Below are 17641 nucleotides of genomic sequence, written 5' to 3'. Positions count from 1 at the left end.
GCGCCTACGTGGCGTCCAACCGGCCTGCCCCCCAGACTTCGTTCGCGCCGAGTGAGCAGCAGCCCGACTCATTCGGCTACGGCAAACGCCAGGACGAGGAGACCTGGGAGGAGTGGAACCCCACCGAGGATTCCCTCAAGCCCGTTCGCGGCAGGCACCGCGTCGGCAAGCAGCGCGGCGGAGGCCTTGCGCGCAGCTCCACGGTTCTGGGCGTCGGAGTCATAGCTGCCGTCAGCGCGGGCGGCATGGCCAGCGCGCAGACCGGCAAGCCGCCGGTCTCCATCACCCTGCCCGACCTTCCCCTGATCTCGGACGACCCCGAGGAAGAGGAAGAGGCCGGCTCCGCGACACCGCTCACCCAGGCCGGTCTGACCACGGCGGACGCCGAGCAGGGCAACTCCGACGCCGGCGAGGCCCTGCGCGCCCGCATCATCCTGCAGGCCGAGCGGCAGCAGGACCAGGTGGACCGCGAGGCCAGGCAGGCCGCGGCGACCGCCGCCGCCAAGAAGGCCGCCGAGCAGGCCGCCAAGGAGCGGGAAGCTGCCCGGGCCAAGGCCGAGGCAGCCAAGGAGAAGGCGGCGGAGGAGGCCCGGCAGAAGGCCGAGGCGGAGCGCCTCGCCGAGCTCGCCAGGAGCTTCGCGCTGCCGACGTCCTCGTACACCATCACCTCGACCTTCGGTCAGTCCGGCGCCCTGTGGTCCTCCGGGAGCCACACCGGCCTGGACTTCGCCGCCCCGTCGGGTACGCCGCTCAAGGCGGTCCACAGCGGCACCATCACCGAGGCCGGCTGGAACGGCTCGTACGGCTACCTCACGAAGCTCAAGCTCGACGACGGCACGGAGATCTGGTACGCCCACCAGTCCTCGATCAGCGTCAGCGTCGGCCAGAAGGTCAGCACGGGCGAGGTCATCGGCCGCGTAGGCGCGACCGGCAACGTCACCGGGGCGCACCTCCACATGGAGGTCAAGACGTCGGGCGGCGACGGAATCGACCCGATGGCCTGGCTGCGGAGCAAGGGGCTCAACCCGTAAACCCGTAGGTCAGCTCTTCGACGCCATCCGCTTTTCGGACGAGAAGCGGATGGCGTCCTGCTTTTCGCCTAGTTCCGGTAGGGGTTGTAGGCCGGGTCATACGCCGGGAAGGGCGACGCCTGCCCGTAGGCGTTCCCGTACGCAGGCCACGGTGGCGGCACCGGGAGTGGTGCCGTGGACCGGGCCGCGTACGCCAGTGCGGGACGGGCCAGCTCGCGGCGGGCCCACAGCTCGTGGAGCAACTCCCGTTCCCGTACGACGAAATCGGCGCCCGCACGGCCGCGGCGCCCCCGGTGGCGCAGGAACGCGAGGGACGTCGCGTAGGCCTCGTACTCCGCAACCGCCCGCCCCGCCGGGCGCCCGCCGTGATACGTGGCGTACTCGCGGGCCAGTCGCCGCGCCTTCATCGAGCCGAGCACGAACGGCTCGGGAACGGTCAGCCAGCCCGCCATGGCGTATGCGGGCAGCTCGGCGCGCACCGTACCGAGCTCACGCTGCCGCGTCCAGATGACCAGCCAGGTCAGCAGGCCGAACGCGGGCACCATGAACGCCGCGTACACCGCGAAAAAGCCGTATGTGCCGAAGGTCGACGAGCCGTTCCAGAGGGCGTGCATGCCCATCGCCAGCAGCAGGCCCGCGAAGGGCAGCAGTACGCGTCGTATGTGCTGGCGGTCCGCCGAGAGCGCCGCGATGCCGAAGCCGATGCCGGTGAGCACGGTGAACAGCGGGTGCGCGAAGGGCGACATGATCACGCGTACGAAGAAGGTGGCGGCGGTGACGGAGGCGATACCGTCCCCGCCGCTGAGCTGGTCGGTGCCGAAGGCGGTGCCGAGGTAGAGGATGTTCTCGGTGAACGCGAAGCCGGTCGCGGTGAGCCCGGCTATCACCACGCCGTCGACGATCCCGGTGAAGTCCCGTCTGCGGAACAGGAAGACAAGTAAGACGGCGGCGGCCTTCGCGCTCTCCTCCACGACGGGCGCTATGACCGTCGCGCCGATCGTGTCGGCGCTCGACGGGTCCGCGGTGGCCGTGGCTATCCAACGCGTCGCGAAACTGTTCGCGACGATCGCTATCAGCGCCGCCGCGCAGGCGCCCCAGGCGAACGCGAACGTCAGGTTCCGCCAGGGCCCCGGCTCGACCCGGTCCAGCCAGCGGAACGCGGCGATCAGCAGCGGGACGGGCAGCACGGCAAGGCCAAGGCCCACCAAAAAGCCCTCGGTGCCGGTCTGTTCGCGGACCAGGGCCAGGATGACGAGACCGGAGAGGGCGAGCAGGGTGATCAGCGCGCCGTAGCGCACCCACCTGCGGCGCCACCAGTGTGTATGCCGCCGGGTGCCTCCGGCGTGGGTGCCGGGAGGTGGTGGGTACGCCGGGTACGCCGGATACGGGGGACTGGTGGCCACAACATCGACCCTAACCAGGGAGGGGCTGGGCTTGCGACGGTACGTTTGCGCTCCGCTGGGTTCGCTGGATTCGGACGGGCTTTATGGGGTTCTGGGTGGGGCGTCGTGCGGGGTGCTGCGCGGCACGCGGTGGAACAGCAGGTCGTGCACCACATGTCCCTTGTCCAGGCCCTGGCTCTCGAAACGGGTCAGCGGGCGGAAGTCCGGACGGGGCGCGAAACCGCCGCCCGGCCGGCTGTTCTCGAAGTCCGGGTGCGCGGTGAGGACTTCGAGCATCACCTCGGCGTACGGCTCCCAGTCCGTGGCGCAGTGCAGCAGCGCGCCGGGCTTGAGGCGGGACGCGGCGAGTGTGAGGAAGTCCGGCTGGATCAGGCGGCGCTTGTGGTGGCGCTTCTTGGGCCAGGGGTCCGGGAAGTACACGCGCAGTCCGCTCAGGGAGTCCGGCTGGAGCATCTCCCTGAGCAGGATGATCGCGTCGCCGTTCGCGACCCGGATGTTGGACAGCCCGTGTCGGTCCGCGAGATTGAGCAGATTCCCCTGGCCAGGGGTGTGCACGTCGACGGCGAGAATGTTGGTGGCGGGATCCTCGGCGGCCATCTGAGCGGTGGCCTCGCCCATCCCGAACCCGATCTCCAGCACGACGGGCTTGTCGTTCCCGAACAGGTCGGTGAGGTCGATCTTCCGCCGGCCATCGATATCAAGCCCCCACTTTGGCCAGAGCCGTTGCAAGGCGTCGGCCTGCCCATGCGTGACCCGACTCCGCCGCGGCTGAAAGCTACGGATCCGCCGCTCGAAGTGGGACCCTGCGGGGTCGGCGCGGGGGCCGTCGGGGAAGCGGGGTTCGCCTTTGGCGCGGGGGTGGGGACGGCGGGGTTCTTCGGTGTTTTGGCGCTCAGACACAGTGCGGTTCATTTTACGGAGCGGGTTGCCTCCGGCGGTTGGGCGGGTGGGTTCGTTTTCGGGTGCGGGTGCGTTGTGGCTGGTCGCGCCCCGCGGCGGAGCCGCTGATGTCACAGCCCCGCGCCCCTTGGGTGGGTGGTGGGTCGGGGCCGTGGGCCGGTGCGTCAGCCCGTCGCAGGGTGGGCATACGGCCCTTCGTCTGACACAGGGCGCAGGTGGTCTGAGACAGAACCTACGCGACGGGCATACGACGCACCGGCCCACGTCCCCTCCCGCCGGTGGGAGGGTGCGGGCACGTTGTGGCTGGGGCGAGTGGAGCCGCAGGCTTTTGCTTTTCAGGGGCGCGGGGAACTGCGCGACCAGCCACGACGCACCCGTAGCCGCGACACGACCTGTCACCCCCACCCCCTTGCGGGGGGCCTGGGGCGCAGCCCCAGTTTCGGGAAGGGGCGGGGCTGGGGAAAGAAACCCCCGCGGTCACCCCAACGCCTCCAGAACCCTCCGCCCCACCTCACGCCCAATCGGAAGCGAAGCGGTAGCCGCAGGGGACGGCGCGTTCAGCACATGCACCGTGCGCGGCCCTTCCCGCAGAAGGAAGTCGTCCACCAACGTGCCGTCCCGAAGGACCGCCTGGGCGCGAACGCCCGCAGAAGCCGGAACCAGGTCATCCTGAGTAACCGCCGGCAACAAGCGCCGCACAGCCCCGGCAAACGCCGCCTTGGACAAAGACCGCCGCAGCTCACCCCCGCCATACCGCCAGTGCCGCCGAGCTATCCGCCAGGCTCCGGGCCAGGCAAGCGTCGCCCCCAGCTCCCGAGCCCGCACGGTCCGCCAGTCATACCCCTCACGGGCCAACGCCGGCACAGCGTTCGGCCCGATGTGAACGCCCCCGTCGATCCCGCGCGTGAGATGCACCCCGAGGAACGGAAACGCGGGATCCGGCACCGGATACACCAGCCCCTTCACCAGCCAGGGCCGCGCCAGCGAGTAGTACTCCCCCCGGAACGGCACGATCCGCATCCTGGGCTCGTCCCCTGCAAGGCGAGCGATCTCGTCACAGTGCAGCCCCGCACAGTTGACCAGCACACGCGCGCGTACGACGTCTCCATCTCCCGTACGAACAGCGACCCCGAGATCGGGCCGCCGGTCGATGTACGTGACCTCCGCCCCGTACCGAATCTGCGCCCCCGAGGCGTCCGCGAGCTGCCGAGCGACGCCCACGAAGTCGCAGACACCGGTCGTGGCGACATGAATGGCGGCAAGCCCCTGAACCTCCGGCTCGTACTCGGCGATCTGGGACGCCCCCAGCTCCCGTACCGGAATGCCGTTCTCCCGCCCCCGCTGCACCAGCGCATGCAGCCGCGGCAACTCGTCCCGCTCCGTGGCGACGATCAGCTTCCCCGTAACGGCATGCGCGATCCCGTACTCCGCGCAGAACTTGACCATCTCGGCCGCGCCCCGCACGGCATACCGCGCCTTGAGGGACCCGGGCCGGTAGTAGATCCCGCTGTGGATCACCCCGCTGTTGCGCCCCGTCTGGTGCTGAGCCGGCCCCGGCTCCTTCTCCAGCACCATCACCCGAGTCCCCGGCGCGGCCCGCGTAATCGCATAAGCCGTGGACAGCCCAACGATCCCCCCGCCGACCACGACCACATCACAGTCATAAACGATCACGCGTCGCACCTTCCCACCTCCCACTTAGATAGTGCACTGCGCCACTGACAACGCGCTGAAACCCCGAAAATCGGCGCAGGGGCCCCGCCGCCCCGATTGAGGGCCGTAGGCCCGAATGGGGCGCGGGGCTGTGTCGATTTGCGGCTCCGCCGCGTGGGCGCGATCAGCCACAGACAACCCACAGCCACAAAACCACACCAACCGGGCAGACGCGAAGGACCCAGCTCTACGCGGGAGCGACCAGCAACGGCCGAGCCCTCTCCCGCAGCTCCACCACCCGCGGCTCATCCCCATACGGCTCCAGCCGATGCAGAAGATCCTTCACGTACTCCGTGGTGCGGGCCGAAGAGATCCGCCCCGCCACCTCCACCGCCCGTACGCCCTGCTCACACGCGGCGTCCAGGTTCCCCGACTCCAGCTCGGCAACCGCGGACACCACGAGACGCAGGCCGTGCGACCGCACGAACTCCTCCGTCGGCTTCGACAGTGCCTGCTCGGTGAAGCGGCGCACTTGGCGCGGAGCCTTGAGATCGCGGTAGCACTCGGCGGCATCGGCGGCGAAACGGTCGTACGAGTAGAAGCCGAGCCAGGACGGGTCCTGGTCGCCGTCGCGGGCCCGCTCCAGCCAGCCCTCGGCGGCCTTCAGGGCCCCGCCGGCCGCCTGGGCGTCGCCGGCACGCGCGTGTGCGCGTGCCTCGACGAGGCTGAAGAAGCTCATGGTGCGGGCCGTGGCCAGGCCACGGTTGCGCTCCAGGGCGGCCTGGGCGAGGTCTACGCCCTCGTCGCCGAAGCCGCGGTACGTCGCTTGGAGGGACATGGAGGCCAGTACGTAGCCCCCCAGAGGCACATCGGCCGCCGCGCGCGCGAGACGCAGCGCCTGGATGTAGTACCGCTGTGCGGCCTCCTGCTGGCCGGTGTCGAAGGCCATCCACCCCGCAAGGCGGGTCAGTTCGGCCGAGGCGCCGAACAACGCCCGGCCCACCTCGTCCGAGTACGCGCCGAGCAGCAGTGGCGCCGCCTCCACTCGCAAGCACTCGGGCACCATGGACGAACGCCAGTCGCCGCCTCCGTACTTGGAGTCCCAGCGCCTGGCGTCCTCGGCGGCCTCACGCAGCTTCTGTACGTCGCTGTGGCCGACTTTCAGCGGTGCTCCGGAGCCGTCCGCAGGGCTCGCGTCGCGGGCCACCGAACTGTCGGCCGGGGTTATCAGCCACCGGGAGGCGGGAGTCGCGTACGCGCTCACCGCGAACGAACCGGCCAGCGACTGCCAGATGCCTCCGGAGCCGGCTTTGCGCCCGGCGAGGTCGAGACGGTACAGGTCCGTCGCGGCCCGCACGGCCTGTCCTACGTCACGGGGGAAGGCGAGGCCCACTTCGGGGGCGGGATCCGCGTCCGCCAGACCGATCTCGTGGAGCGGTACGGGGCGGCCGAGCTTCTGGCCGATGGCCGCGGCGATGAGGTGCGGGGCGGCACCCTGCGGCACCATGCCCTTCGACACCCATCTCGCCACCGACGTCTTGTCATAGCGAAGAGTCAGTCCGCGCTGTGCGCCAAGATCGTTGACGCGACGGGCGAGGCCTGCGTTGCTGATTCCCGCGAGGGCGAGAACGGCGCCGAGTTTTTCGTTCGGCCCGCGTTGCTCCCTGGACATGCGCCACCCCTCGACACAGACGGCTGCCGCGTTGGCATAACCACGCGGCATTCGTAAACCCAGCGTAGTTCGCCGCATCCCATGCGTTAAGAGGCATAGTTCCGGATGGCGAGATTGTGGTCCGCTGGGAAGTACGCAGCGTTGTGGTGTGCTCCTGGTGTGTGGCTGTGCGCCCGGCCGTGCGCTCTTCTCCGGCCACCGTCGAATCGCTTCCATGGATCCTGCGTGGGTCGGCCCGCTGTACTGGATCCAGCGGGCTGGGGGACACCGCCGTCTCATATCCCCGCGGGCGGCGGACCGGTCCGGGAGGCGAACTGCGCCTCCCGGATCGTGTGTTGCGCAGGGCCTGTACGGAGCGTGTGTACGCCCGTGCGCCCATCGCCGATTTGGCTGATTTTCGCCCCTGCCTTCTGAGCTCGAAAATCCCTCCTACCATGGCACTTGAGGGCGCGTTGAGTGTCGTGGGGGAGCGAACCGGGGGCGCATTCGCGTCGTAATCTCCGTGCTCCGTGCGTGCGTTCGCTCCATTGCGGGCATCTCCTCAGGGGCGCACTCTGGGGTGCACTAGCGGCGGCAGGACCCACCGGCGCGCTCTCTTCGTGGCAGCATGGTGCCCAGTTCGTACGGTGCACTGGTTGTCCACAGCCTGTGGAGGCGGCGATGCGGTGGTTGGTGGGGTGGAGCAGTACCGCCACTGCGGCTCCTGAGATCGGCTCGGCGGGGGCCACCGGCAGCAATGGCGAGACGGTGCACCCGGTGGGGTCCCAACTCCTGTGGGGCGACCCCGATCCGCTCTGGGCGGTCGGCGACTGGCGCCCCGACGAGGTGCGCGTCGTGAAGGCCGACGCACAGAACCGGATCGCCGTGCTCGGCACCTGCGGCGCCTCCGACGAACAGCTGCGGGTGGGCCTGGTCGCCGCGCGCGGAGGGGCACTTCGCCATCTGACGGCCTGGTCCGGCAGCTACACCGCCGTTGTCCAGGTGGGCCGCCGGGTGATGGTGTGCGGCGATCTGGCGGGCGCACGGCCGGTGTTCTACACCCCCTGGGCGGGCGGCACGGCGTATGCCACGGCCGCGCTCCCCCTCGCCGACCTCATCGAGGCCAACCTCGACTTCGGACACCTCGCAGCCATCCTCGCCGCCCCCGACGTACCCGCCGCCCTGCACAACTCCACGCCCTACCTGGGCGTGCAGCGCATTCCGCCGGGGCACGCGCTGATCCTGCGCGCCGGCGCACGCGAGATCGCCGGTTACGAACCGGTCGCCTCTCTCGCCGTCGCGGCCGCCACCGTCGACCCCGACAGCGCGGTGGACGCCGTACGCGACGCCCTCGTGGAGTCCGTACGCGCCCGTCTCGCCGCTCCCCGCCATGTCCCCGGCGCCGATGTGGACCCCGGTCCCGTGCCCGGCATGGGGCCCGCTGAGCGGCGTGCGGCACGCGGCATGCCCGTACCCGGCATAGGGGCCGACCTCTCCGGAGGCCCCGCTTCGGGAACCCTCGCCCTCCTTGCCGCCGGCCTCCCCGGAATGCCGGGCACCGTCCTCGGGCACGGCACCGGCGCCGGCGAGCGCCTCCTCGCGGTCACCTTCAACGACCTCGCCGTGAAGGGCCGTGAGGCCGAACTGGAGCGCGCCGGGACGCTGGCAGCCAACCCCCGGCTGCACCACGTAGTGGTCGCCGGCGGCGAAGAGGTCCTCCCCTACGCCGAGTTGGAAGGCCCGCTGACGGACGAGCCGGGCCCCTCCCTCGTGACCGCCGCCCGCCATCGCGCGCGGCTCGCCGCGGGCAGCGCGGACCACTTCACGGGGTACGGCGCCCGGCAGGTCCTGGACGCGCACCCGGCACGCCTCGCCGATCTGCTGATGGACCGCAAACGACGTCATCTGGTGCGCCCCGTCGCCGCGTTGGCGAAGGCGGACGGCTCGGTCATGGTCCCCGCGCGCGTGTACGGCGCGGCGCGCAAGCTCGCCCGTACGCCCTATCTCGTCGGCATACAGGGTCTCGCCGACCGGCTGCTGCACAGGCGCTTCGACGAGCCCGGAGGTGCCGTGGGGGCGTCCCTCGCAGCGCTCACCTGGGCCAGACCGGGCCCCGCCGCACGCTGGCTCACCGGCGAGGCGCTCGCTGAAGTATCGGTTCGCCTGACGGGCGCGACGTCCCGGGCGAGTGTCGGCCCCGGCCAGCGCCCCGGCGACTTCCGAGCCCGCGCCGCCCTCGCCCGGCACGCCGCCGACCTCCGCATCCTGGAACAGGCCGCCGAGATCCGCTTCCAGCGCCTGCACGCTCCCTTCCTCGACAACCAGGTCGTACGCGCCTGCCGAGCCCTCCCCGAGGCCCTCCGAGTCCAGCCCGGCGCCCGAGCCGCCATACTCCGTACGGTCCTGGAGGGCGCCGGCGTAGCCGACCTCCCACCCGGCTGGGGCGCCCCCTCCCACGCCACGTCGGCAGCTGCCGCGCGCACGGGCCTGCGCGCCGCCGCGGACACCCTGGTAGCCCTCTTCGACACCCCACTCCTGGCCCAGGCAGGCCTGATAGAGGCCAGGGTCGTCCGCAAGGCCCTCCGAGCGGCGGCGGAAGGCGAACCCCTGCCCCTGGAGGGCCTGGCAGACCTCGTCTCCCTGGAGCTATGGCTCGGCCGCTTGCTGGACCGCAGGGGCACGTGCTGGACCGGGACGCCCGCGCGACAGCGGGCGGTGCCCGGGGGGATCGCGCCTGAGAGGGGTGCGTTGGGGGCGGCGGCGGCTCGGCAGGGGTAGTGGGGGTTTCGGTGAGGGGTTTCTCGCCCCCCCGCCCCTACCCGTCCCATCCCGGAGCCAGGCTCGGCTCACCGCTCCTCAAACGCCGGAGGGGCTGTGGCTCCACGCCGGAGCTCCGCCGCCCAGGCGGAACTTTCCAGCGCAGGCCCTCATCAACCAGCCCGTCCGGCGTTTGAGGACGAGGCCGTCAGGCCGATGGGGGTCTGGGGCGCAGCCCCGTCGGGGTCGAAGGGGCGGAGCCCCTTGCCTTCGGGAAGGGGCGGGCTTGGGGAAATGAAACCCCGCCAAGCATCCCCTTACCGGCACCCCGCCCACGTGCGGCGAGGCACGCACGCGCGCCCGTACGGGGAAAAAGGTCAGCCCCCTTTCCCCGTACGGGCCTCAGCGAAGTGGCCGAACGTGCAACACGCCCGCCCCATGCTCTACGCGGGACGCGACCGCAGCCCCTCCAGCAAAATGTCCAGCAACCGCGCCGAAGCCGCAGCCTGCTGCGCCGCATCCGGCAGCGACGGCGCCGCCGTGGCGATCACCAGCAGCACGTCCGACACGGTCACGTCCGTCCGCAGCTCACCCGCCGCCCGAGCCCGCTCCACAAGCCGCCCCACGACCTCGAGCAGCTGAGCGGCCCCCGCGTCGTCGTCCGCCGCAGCGACCTCCCCGTCGGACCCGGATCGCTGCTCCACGAGCCGCAGCTCACCGGAGCCGGAGCCGTTGCCGGATCCGAAGCCGGACACCGACTGCGCCCGCTGCTGCGGCACCAGCGCCTCGTCGAGAACCGCACCGTCCTCCACGACGCCCACCCGCAACACCTGCGGAGGCAGCAACCGCCCCGCACCCGAAGCCACAGACGTCCGCAGAAAGCGCGAGAGCGCCGACCACGGCTCGTCCTCCTGGCCGAGCGCCGCCCGGGCCTGGTCGGTCAGCCGGGAGGTCTCCTCCTCGGCGATCCGCCGGACCAGGACGTCCTTGCTCGGGAAGCGCCGGTACACCGTGCCCACGCCGACCCGTGCGCGCCGTGCCACGTCCTCCATCGGCGCGCCGTATCCCAGCTCGCCGAAGACTTCGCGTGCCGCACGCAGTACGTGCTCCAGATTGCGCTGTGCATCCACGCGCAGCGGTGTCGTCCGCGATGCGTCCCCCGCACCGCGTCCGTTCCCCATCGCCGCACCGACCGCGCCGCCGCCTGCGATGGCAGACGCGGATGACCAATGAGTTTCTTGAACATGCATATGTGTTCCCCCGGTAATGACGTCTCCCCCCGGAGACTCTCCCCGCCATTGACAAGCCGGAGCGAGCGGAACAGGCATCGGCCCCACGACCCGTGGTATCCGTCGTACCAGTCGTGCGGACCCGCCGAGTGCTTCCCCCTACACCCCGATGAGACACGAACATAGTTGAGTAAGGGTCAATTCAGAAGGGGCAGGTTCCGCACAGTGCGCCCCCCGATCGGACTACGGACCGCATACGTCCCGATTAAGACACCCACCCTCCTCCTGTCCACCCCATCTGACCTGCGCATCTTCCGTGCACTCCGGCAAATCGGCCAACTCTGCGCGTCTCAGGCGGCGGGTCACACAAATTGTCGGGGCTGTGGACAAAATCAAGAGCGCGTTGCGTCATGGGTGGGTGAACACTGCGATCTCCCGGGGGACGACCCCCGAACGCCCGAACGGTGCGCGCATTCTCATCGTCGGTGGCGGTTACGTCGGGATGTACACCGCTCTGCGACTCCAGCGGAAGCTGAAGGCGGAGCTCAAGCGCGGCGACGTAGAAATTGTCGTGGTCACGCCAGATCCCTATATGACCTATCAGCCGTTCCTGCCCGAGGCCGCCGCGGGAAACATCTCGCCCCGCCACGTCGTCGTGCCGCTGCGCCGCGTTCTCGACCAGTGCAAGATCGTCATCGGCGAGGCCCAGTCCATCGACCACGCCAAGCGCACCGCGACCCTCACCACACTCGCCACCCTGGAAGAGGGCGCGGAGCCGGAACAGATCTCCTACGACCAGCTCGTCCTCGCGCCCGGCTCCGTCTCACGCGTCCTCCCCATCCCGGGCCTCGCCGACCACGGCATCGGCTTCAAGACCGTCGAAGAGGCCATCGGCCTGCGCAACCACGTCATCGAGCAGATGGACATCGCCTCCTCGACCCGCGACCCCGCGATCCGCGACGCGGCCCTGACCTTCGTCTTCGTCGGGGGCGGTTTCGCCGGCGTGGAGGCCCTCGGCGAACTCGAGGACATGGCCCGCTACACCGCGCGCTACTACCACAACGTCAAGCCCGAGGACATGAAGTGGATCCTCGTCGAGGCCTCGAACCGCATCCTGCCCGAGGTCGGCGAGGAGATGGGCAAGTACACCGTCACCGAACTGCGCCGCCGCAATATCGACGTACGCCTGGAGACCCGCCTCGAGTCGTGTGTGGACCGGGTCGCCGTACTGAGTGACGGCGCGCGCTTCCCGACGCGTACGGTCGTATGGACCGCCGGTGTGAAACCGCACCCGATCCTGGCCGCCACCGACCTGCCGCTGAACGAGCGCGGCCGCCTCAAGTGCACCGCCGAACTGACCGTCGAGGGCGTCACGCACGCGTGGGCCGCGGGAGACGCCGCCGCCGTCCCCGACGTCAGCTCCAAGCAGCCCGGCACGGAGACCGCCCCCAACGCCCAGCACGCGGTGCGCCAGGCCAGGACCCTCGGCGACAACATCGTCCACTTCCTGCGCGGCGAGCCCCTGGAGACGTACTCCCATGCGTACGCCGGCTCGGTGGCCTCCCTGGGACTGCACAAAGGCGTCGCACACGTCTACGGGCGCAAGTTGAAGGGCTACTCCGCCTGGTTCATGCACCGCACGTACCACCTGAGCAGGGTTCCGACCTTCAACCGCAAGGCCCGGGTGATGGCCGAGTGGACGCTGGCGGGGCTCTTCAAGAGGGAGATCGTCTCCCTCGGTTCGCTCGAACATCCCCGTGCGGAGTTCGAACTCGCGGCCGGTGGAAAGCCTCCAGAGGACCCGAAGGGGTCGTCCTGACCGGACTCAGGAACTCCACCTCAGGGACCGGCGTCTGACGGATGTCGGTCCGGTCGGACACACTGGTCCACGACCATGGGCGGGCCGACCGCTCGCCCTTCAATCTCACGAGGCCGTCCCACAGTGAACTTCACGCGCTGGAGCGCCCGGCTCCCCGGAACGCAGCGCCGCGCTCAGGCGCGGACCGGCAGTTCGTCGAACGCGCTCCCCTCGGAGGGCGGCTCCGTGCCCGCGGCCCGCGCCGAGCGGCGAACCGCCGGCGAAGTCGCCGACACCGATGACGTCGGCGACGACGAAACCCCACAGATCCCCGCTGTGGACGAACTCCCGGTCCGGGAGGTCCTCGACCGCATCCCCGCCCTCGTAGCCCTCGTACACGGCCCGGAGCACCGCCTCGCGTACGTCAACGACGCCTATGCGGAGGCCTTCGGCGTACGTCCGGTCGGCGAACCCGCGCGTGAGGCGCTGCCCGAGCTGGAGGAGATCGGCCTGCTGTCTCTCCTCGACCAGGTCCTGCGCAGCTCCAAGCCGCGTACGGTCCTGTCCCGCAAGGTCCCCAGCGGCCGCTCGTACACGTTCACATGCACCCCCGTCGACATCTCGGCCACCCTCGAAGGGGGTGGCGTACTGATCTTCGCCGCAGACGTCACCGACCAGGCCGTGGCAGCCGACCGCCTGCGCGTCAGCGAGCGCGAGCTGCGCGAGACCGCGGTCACCCTCCAGCGCTCCCTGCTGCCCCAGGACCTGGAGGAACCCGACGACCTGCGCGTCGCCGCCGTCTACCACCCCGGCGGCACGGAGGCCGCAGTCGGCGGCGACTGGTACGACGTCATCACCCTCGGCGGCGGCCGTACGGCCCTGGTCATCGGCGACGTCATGGGCAGAGGCGTACGCGCCGCGGCCGTCATGGGCCAACTCCGCACCGCCGTCCGCGCGTACGCCCGCCTCGACCTGCCCCCGCACGAGGTCCTCCAGCTCCTCGACGGCCTCGCCACGGAGATCGACGCCAACCAGATCGCCACCTGCGCGTACGCCGTCCACGACCCCAACGAGGGCCGCCTCGTGTACGCCTCCGCCGGCCACCTCCCGATCCTCGTACGCGACGACAGCGGCACCGTCCTGCGCGCCGAGGAACCCATCGGCCCGCCCCTCGGCACGGGCGGCTGGATGCACGCCTCCGGTTCGATCCCGCTCGGCCCCGGCTCCACCGCCGTGCTCTACACGGACGGCCTGGTCGAGCGCCGCGACAAGGACCTGGACGAGGGCATCGCCGCCCTGGAGGAAGCCCTCGCGGGCGCCACGGGCACACCCCAGGTGATCTGCGACCGCCTCGTCCGCTCGGCGGGCATGACGGCCGACCACGACGACGACGTGGCGGTCCTGGTACTCCAGCACCCGTCCCGTACGGGCTCCGACGGCGAGCTCTTCCGAAACGCCGCCCTGGAGCTGCTCGGCGGCGTGGAAGCGGCCCCACGCGCGCGTGCCTTCGCCTCCGGCGTCCTGACGAGCTGGCGCTTCCCCACGGACCTGCACGACCTCGGCGTCCTCGCCGCCAGCGAACTTGTCGCCAACTCCCTCCAGCACGGCACCCCGCCCATGCGCCTGCGCCTGCGCCGCACAGACCGCCGCCTGATCGTCGAAGTGACCGACGGAGACGACCACCTCCCACGCCGCCGCCGCGCCGAACCCGCCGACGAGGCCGGCCGCGGCATCGCGATCGTCGCCACCATCGCCTCCAACTGGGGCTCACGCCGCACGCCCGGCGGCGGCAAGTCGGTGTGGTGCGAGTTCGCACTTCCGCGTGTCACATAGATCCGAGGCCGCGCGCCATCTGGCCGATCGCCGCACACGGTGCTAGTAGCTCCCCCATGGCAGAGCAAACGGAATCGGGCTTCCAGCTCACAGGCAGTGCTCCCGAGCGATACGAGCAGTACGTCGCGCCGATCATGGCGCCCTTCGTCGAGGCGGTCGTGGACGCCGTCGACCTGTTCCCCGGAGCCACGGTGCTCGACCTCGCATGCGGCACCGGATTCGCGGCGCGGGTGGCGGCCGCCCGGGTCGGTCCCGCGGGCCGGGTCTTCGGCGCCGACCCGAACGAAGGCATGCTCAAGGTGGCCGAAGCACACCACCCGCGCATGTACCCGGACATCGAGTTCACCGCGGCCCCCGCCGACCAACTCCCTTACGCAGACGACACCTTCGACGCGGTCGTCTGCCAGCAGGGCATCCAGTTCTTCCCCGACCTTGACGCGGCGCTCGCCAAGACGGCGCGCGTGACCCGCCCCGGGGGCCGCTTCGCCGCCACCATGTGGGCATCGCTCGACAAGTCCCCATACTTCACCGCCCAGCACCGCGCCATCGCAGAACACGGCGGCCCGGAAGCCGCCGCAAACTTCACGGCCGCCTTCGTCCCCGCCGAACGCCTCACCACCGCCCTGCGCCGAGCAGGCTTCCAGGAGGTCACAGACCGCGAGGTCACCTTCGGCATCGCCCTGCCCCCGCTGGCGGACTTCGCCGCCAGCCACTTCTCCGCCGTCCCCTGGGGCCAGACGATCATTGAAACAGGCGGCCAGGAAGCCCTCACCAGCGCGGGCCGTACGGTCCACGACCTCCTCAAGGCCCATACCGCCCCCGACGGCACAGCGACGCTCTCCTTCACCTCGACCCTGGTCACAGCCCTCCGCTGACACAAAGAGGCGGCCGCCACCCCAAGGTGACGGCCGCCTCTCCCCGGCTTCAGACCTTCGCGGATACGGCCTCCGAGGGCCCCTCACTCCGCGCGACCACCCGGCTCCCCGCCATCGACGGCTGATTCTGTACGGGCGTGAGCCGGCGCCCCAGCCGTACGGCCAGGAACGTGATGCCCAGCGAGAACAGCAGGAACGTCACGACGTACGGCCCGTGCAGCGCCGCCCCCATCGGCCCGCCCACCGCAGGACCGACCGCCAGCGCAAGCTGCTTCACCAGCGCGAACGCCGAGTTGTACTGCCCCGCCATCCCCGCCGGCGCCAGATCGGCGACCAACGGTGCCACGGTCGGCGACAGCATCGCCTCACCGAGCCCGAAGAGCGCGTACGTCGAGATGAACGCGGCCGTGGCCATGGCCTGGCTGCCGCCCCCGAGCCCCGCATACCCGGCCACGCCCCACGCGACGGCCCAGATCAGCCCGACAGCCGCGATCACCCGAGACCGTCGACGCCGCTCCACGAACCTCAGCACCACGAACTGCGCGACCACGATCACCGCCGTGTTGGCGGCAAGCGCCGTACCAAGCGTGGAAGTCGAAATCCCCGCCGCCTCGACACCGTACGCACTCAGCCCCGACTCGAACTGCCCGTAGCAGGCGAAGAACAGCACAAACCCCAGCACACACAACTGCACCATGGCCCGATTACCGAGAAGCTCCTTCCAGCTCCCCCTGTCCCGCGGCGCCCCGCTCCCGATCCGCGACGCATCCGGCATCCGTACGGTCGCCATGATCACGACCAGCAGCAGAAACATCGCCGCCTCGACCGTGAACAACAACGTGAAGGAACCCGGCCGCGTTGCATCGACGAGATGCCCACCAATGAGCCCACCGACCCCCAGCCCGAGATTCTGCAGAAAGAACTGCATGGCGAAGGCTCGCGACCGAGTCCCGGCAGTCGAACAATCCACGATCATCGTCGCAAGCGCCGGCTGCATCACGGCCTGCCCCGCCCCGAGCACCCCCGCGGCCGGCAACACGGTCACCCCGCTACTCGCAAGCCCCAGACTCAGCGCACCCAACGCGGCAGTGACCAGGGCGACAAGCAGCACCGGCAGCGCACCACGCCGGACGATGGCCCGCCCGGCAAACGGCAGCACAACCAGCGCGGCCACCGCGAAGACAGCAAGCACAAGCCCCGCCGTCACAGCACCGAGCTCCCGCACCTGCGCCACATAGACGTACAGATACGGGACGGTGAAGCCGAGCCCAAACGCGCCGAGTGCGTTGCCCACATGGATCCGACGCATCGCTGCGCCCCTCGCCCTGGTCACTTTCACCTGCTTCAGTAGTTCACGGACTTAGAAGTGAAGACTTCAAAGCTAAACTTAGATCCTGAACTCTACACACTGAAGGACTTAGACACCAAGCGAGCGCATGCCATACTTCGGCCCATGGGCGACACCCCCGGCGCCGGCGAGCCGACACTCGAAGAGCAGATCGCCGCGTACCAGCGCGAGTTCCAGGACCTCGACCCCCAGGTAGAGAAGATCGTCTCGGCCCTCGGCCGCCTCAACCGCCGTATGAACGTCGCCTACGGCCGCCAGACCGCCACCCTCGGCATCAGCAACGCCGAGTGGGAGGTCCTCAAGGCCCTCGTCCTCTCCGGCGCCCCCTACCGCCTGGGCCCGAGCAACCTCGCCAAGCGCCTCGGCCTGACCCCGGCCGCGATGACCCACCGGATCGACCGCATGGTGGCGGAGGGCCTGGTCACCCGAGAGCGCGACGAGTCCAACCGCGTACGCGTCATCGTCGAGCTCACCACCGAGGGCCGCGAGAAGTGGCTGGCAGCCATGCGCCTGGCCAGCGTCTTCGAGGAGGACCTGCTCCAGGACCTCTCCCAGGAGGAACGCGGCGTCCTCGGCGACGTTCTGACCCGCCTCCTCCGCCGCGTGGAGCACGCCCAGCCGGACGCCGGCGGCCGGCTCACAGACCTGGACTGACGGCACCCCCCGAGGTTTGCCGAGCTGTCGCTTAGGGGAAGCTTGACAACCCCCTCGTGGATCCGTAAGGTTCTTCGAGTTGCCACGGGGCCGTAACGGTTCTGCGGCAGCAACTCCCGCCGCAGAAGCGGCACACCAAACCACTAGTGCGATCTCCCTACGGGGTCAATTTCGGCATGCCCGAATTGAATTCCCTTGGGGGCAGGCAGCCCGATTAGGAATTGCCGACAGCATCCGCTAACGTTTGGAACGTCGGAACGGCCCAACAGCCGCGAGGACAAAACCAGTTGACTGGGGTTCAGGCCCGAAAGGATCTGCTACAGTCGACATCGCTGGAAGGCCGAAAAGTCGGAAAGCGAGACCCCCCGACGGGGAATCGGACGCGAAAGAGTCTGGTAAAGTCGGAAACGCAAGACCGAAGGGAAGCCCGGAGGAAAGCCTGCGAGGGTGAGTACAAAGGAAGCGTCCGTTCCTTGAGAACTCAACAGCGTGCCAAAAATCAACGCCAG

General features: G+C 70.1%; 12 protein-coding genes. 6 read left to right on the top strand and 6 right to left on the bottom strand.

Features of this window, described 5'->3' with window-relative positions; all coding sequences use genetic code 11:
- The first annotated feature begins 8 nt into the window (after positions 1-8).
- The gene (locus ACGFNK_RS25320; protein ID WP_393419455.1) at positions 9-1031 is read left to right on the top strand and encodes a M23 family metallopeptidase; all 1023 of its coding nucleotides are present in this window, start codon (positions 9-11) and stop codon (positions 1029-1031) included.
- A 68-nt stretch (positions 1032-1099) separates the two neighbouring features.
- Here ACGFNK_RS25320 and ACGFNK_RS25315 read toward each other — a convergent pair whose 3' ends face one another.
- The 4 genes from ACGFNK_RS25315 to ACGFNK_RS25300 form a co-directional block, all read right to left on the bottom strand.
- Positions 1100-2434, bottom strand: coding sequence for a PrsW family intramembrane metalloprotease (locus tag ACGFNK_RS25315; protein WP_393419453.1), 1335 nt, complete (start codon positions 2432-2434; stop codon positions 1100-1102).
- A gap of 81 nt (positions 2435-2515) precedes the next feature.
- The gene (gene trmB, locus ACGFNK_RS25310; RefSeq protein ID WP_393419451.1) at positions 2516-3346 is read right to left on the bottom strand and encodes a tRNA (guanosine(46)-N7)-methyltransferase TrmB; all 831 of its coding nucleotides are present in this window, start codon (positions 3344-3346) and stop codon (positions 2516-2518) included.
- 465 nt (positions 3347-3811) lie between these two features.
- Positions 3812-5017 (bottom strand): L-2-hydroxyglutarate oxidase, encoded by a 1206-nt coding sequence (gene lhgO / locus ACGFNK_RS25305; protein WP_393419449.1) that lies wholly within the window; start codon positions 5015-5017, stop codon positions 3812-3814.
- A 217-nt stretch (positions 5018-5234) separates the two neighbouring features.
- Positions 5235-6659: an MFS transporter gene (locus tag ACGFNK_RS25300; RefSeq protein WP_393419447.1), complete on the bottom strand. Its 1425-nt coding sequence runs from the start codon at positions 6657-6659 to the stop codon at positions 5235-5237.
- 660 nt (positions 6660-7319) lie between these two features.
- On the opposite strand from ACGFNK_RS25300, the gene ACGFNK_RS25295 reads away from it, so the two are divergent.
- Positions 7320-9416: an asparagine synthase-related protein gene (locus tag ACGFNK_RS25295; protein WP_393419445.1), complete on the top strand. Its 2097-nt coding sequence runs from the start codon at positions 7320-7322 to the stop codon at positions 9414-9416.
- A gap of 422 nt (positions 9417-9838) precedes the next feature.
- On the opposite strand, the gene ACGFNK_RS25290 is transcribed toward ACGFNK_RS25295, so the two are convergent.
- Positions 9839-10645, bottom strand: coding sequence for a TetR/AcrR family transcriptional regulator (locus ACGFNK_RS25290; protein WP_393419443.1), 807 nt, complete (start codon positions 10643-10645; stop codon positions 9839-9841).
- Positions 10646-11042: 397 nt separating this feature from the next.
- Here ACGFNK_RS25290 and ACGFNK_RS25285 point away from each other — a divergent pair, with 397 nt between their 5' ends.
- From ACGFNK_RS25285 to ACGFNK_RS25275, 3 genes are all read left to right on the top strand, one after another.
- Complete coding sequence (locus tag ACGFNK_RS25285) at positions 11043-12443, top strand: NAD(P)/FAD-dependent oxidoreductase (RefSeq protein WP_393419441.1); 1401 nt, start codon at positions 11043-11045, stop codon at positions 12441-12443.
- 123 nt (positions 12444-12566) lie between these two features.
- A complete protein-coding gene (locus tag ACGFNK_RS25280) occupies positions 12567-14255 on the top strand; it encodes a SpoIIE family protein phosphatase (RefSeq protein WP_393419439.1) in 1689 nt (562 codons plus the stop codon).
- 56 nt (positions 14256-14311) lie between these two features.
- Positions 14312-15130 carry a methyltransferase domain-containing protein gene (locus ACGFNK_RS25275; protein WP_393419437.1) on the top strand — a complete coding sequence of 273 codons (819 nt, stop codon included), beginning with the start codon at positions 14312-14314 and terminating at the stop codon, positions 15128-15130.
- Positions 15131-15179: 49 nt separating this feature from the next.
- On the opposite strand, the gene ACGFNK_RS25270 is transcribed toward ACGFNK_RS25275, so the two are convergent.
- Positions 15180-16439: an MFS transporter gene (locus ACGFNK_RS25270; protein WP_393419435.1), complete on the bottom strand. Its 1260-nt coding sequence runs from the start codon at positions 16437-16439 to the stop codon at positions 15180-15182.
- A 144-nt stretch (positions 16440-16583) separates the two neighbouring features.
- Here ACGFNK_RS25270 and ACGFNK_RS25265 point away from each other — a divergent pair, with 144 nt between their 5' ends.
- Entirely contained in the window at positions 16584-17132 is a 549-nt protein-coding gene (locus ACGFNK_RS25265) for a MarR family winged helix-turn-helix transcriptional regulator (RefSeq protein ID WP_393419433.1), read from the top strand.
- The last annotated feature ends 509 nt before the right edge of the window (positions 17133-17641 follow it).

The organism is Streptomyces sp. NPDC048825 (genome assembly GCF_043198355.1).
GTDB classification, from domain to species: Bacteria; Actinomycetota; Actinomycetes; order Streptomycetales; family Streptomycetaceae; genus Streptomyces; species Streptomyces xiangluensis.
Note: the sequence above shows the minus strand (reverse complement) of the source record. Positions and strands in the feature narration are given on the sequence as shown.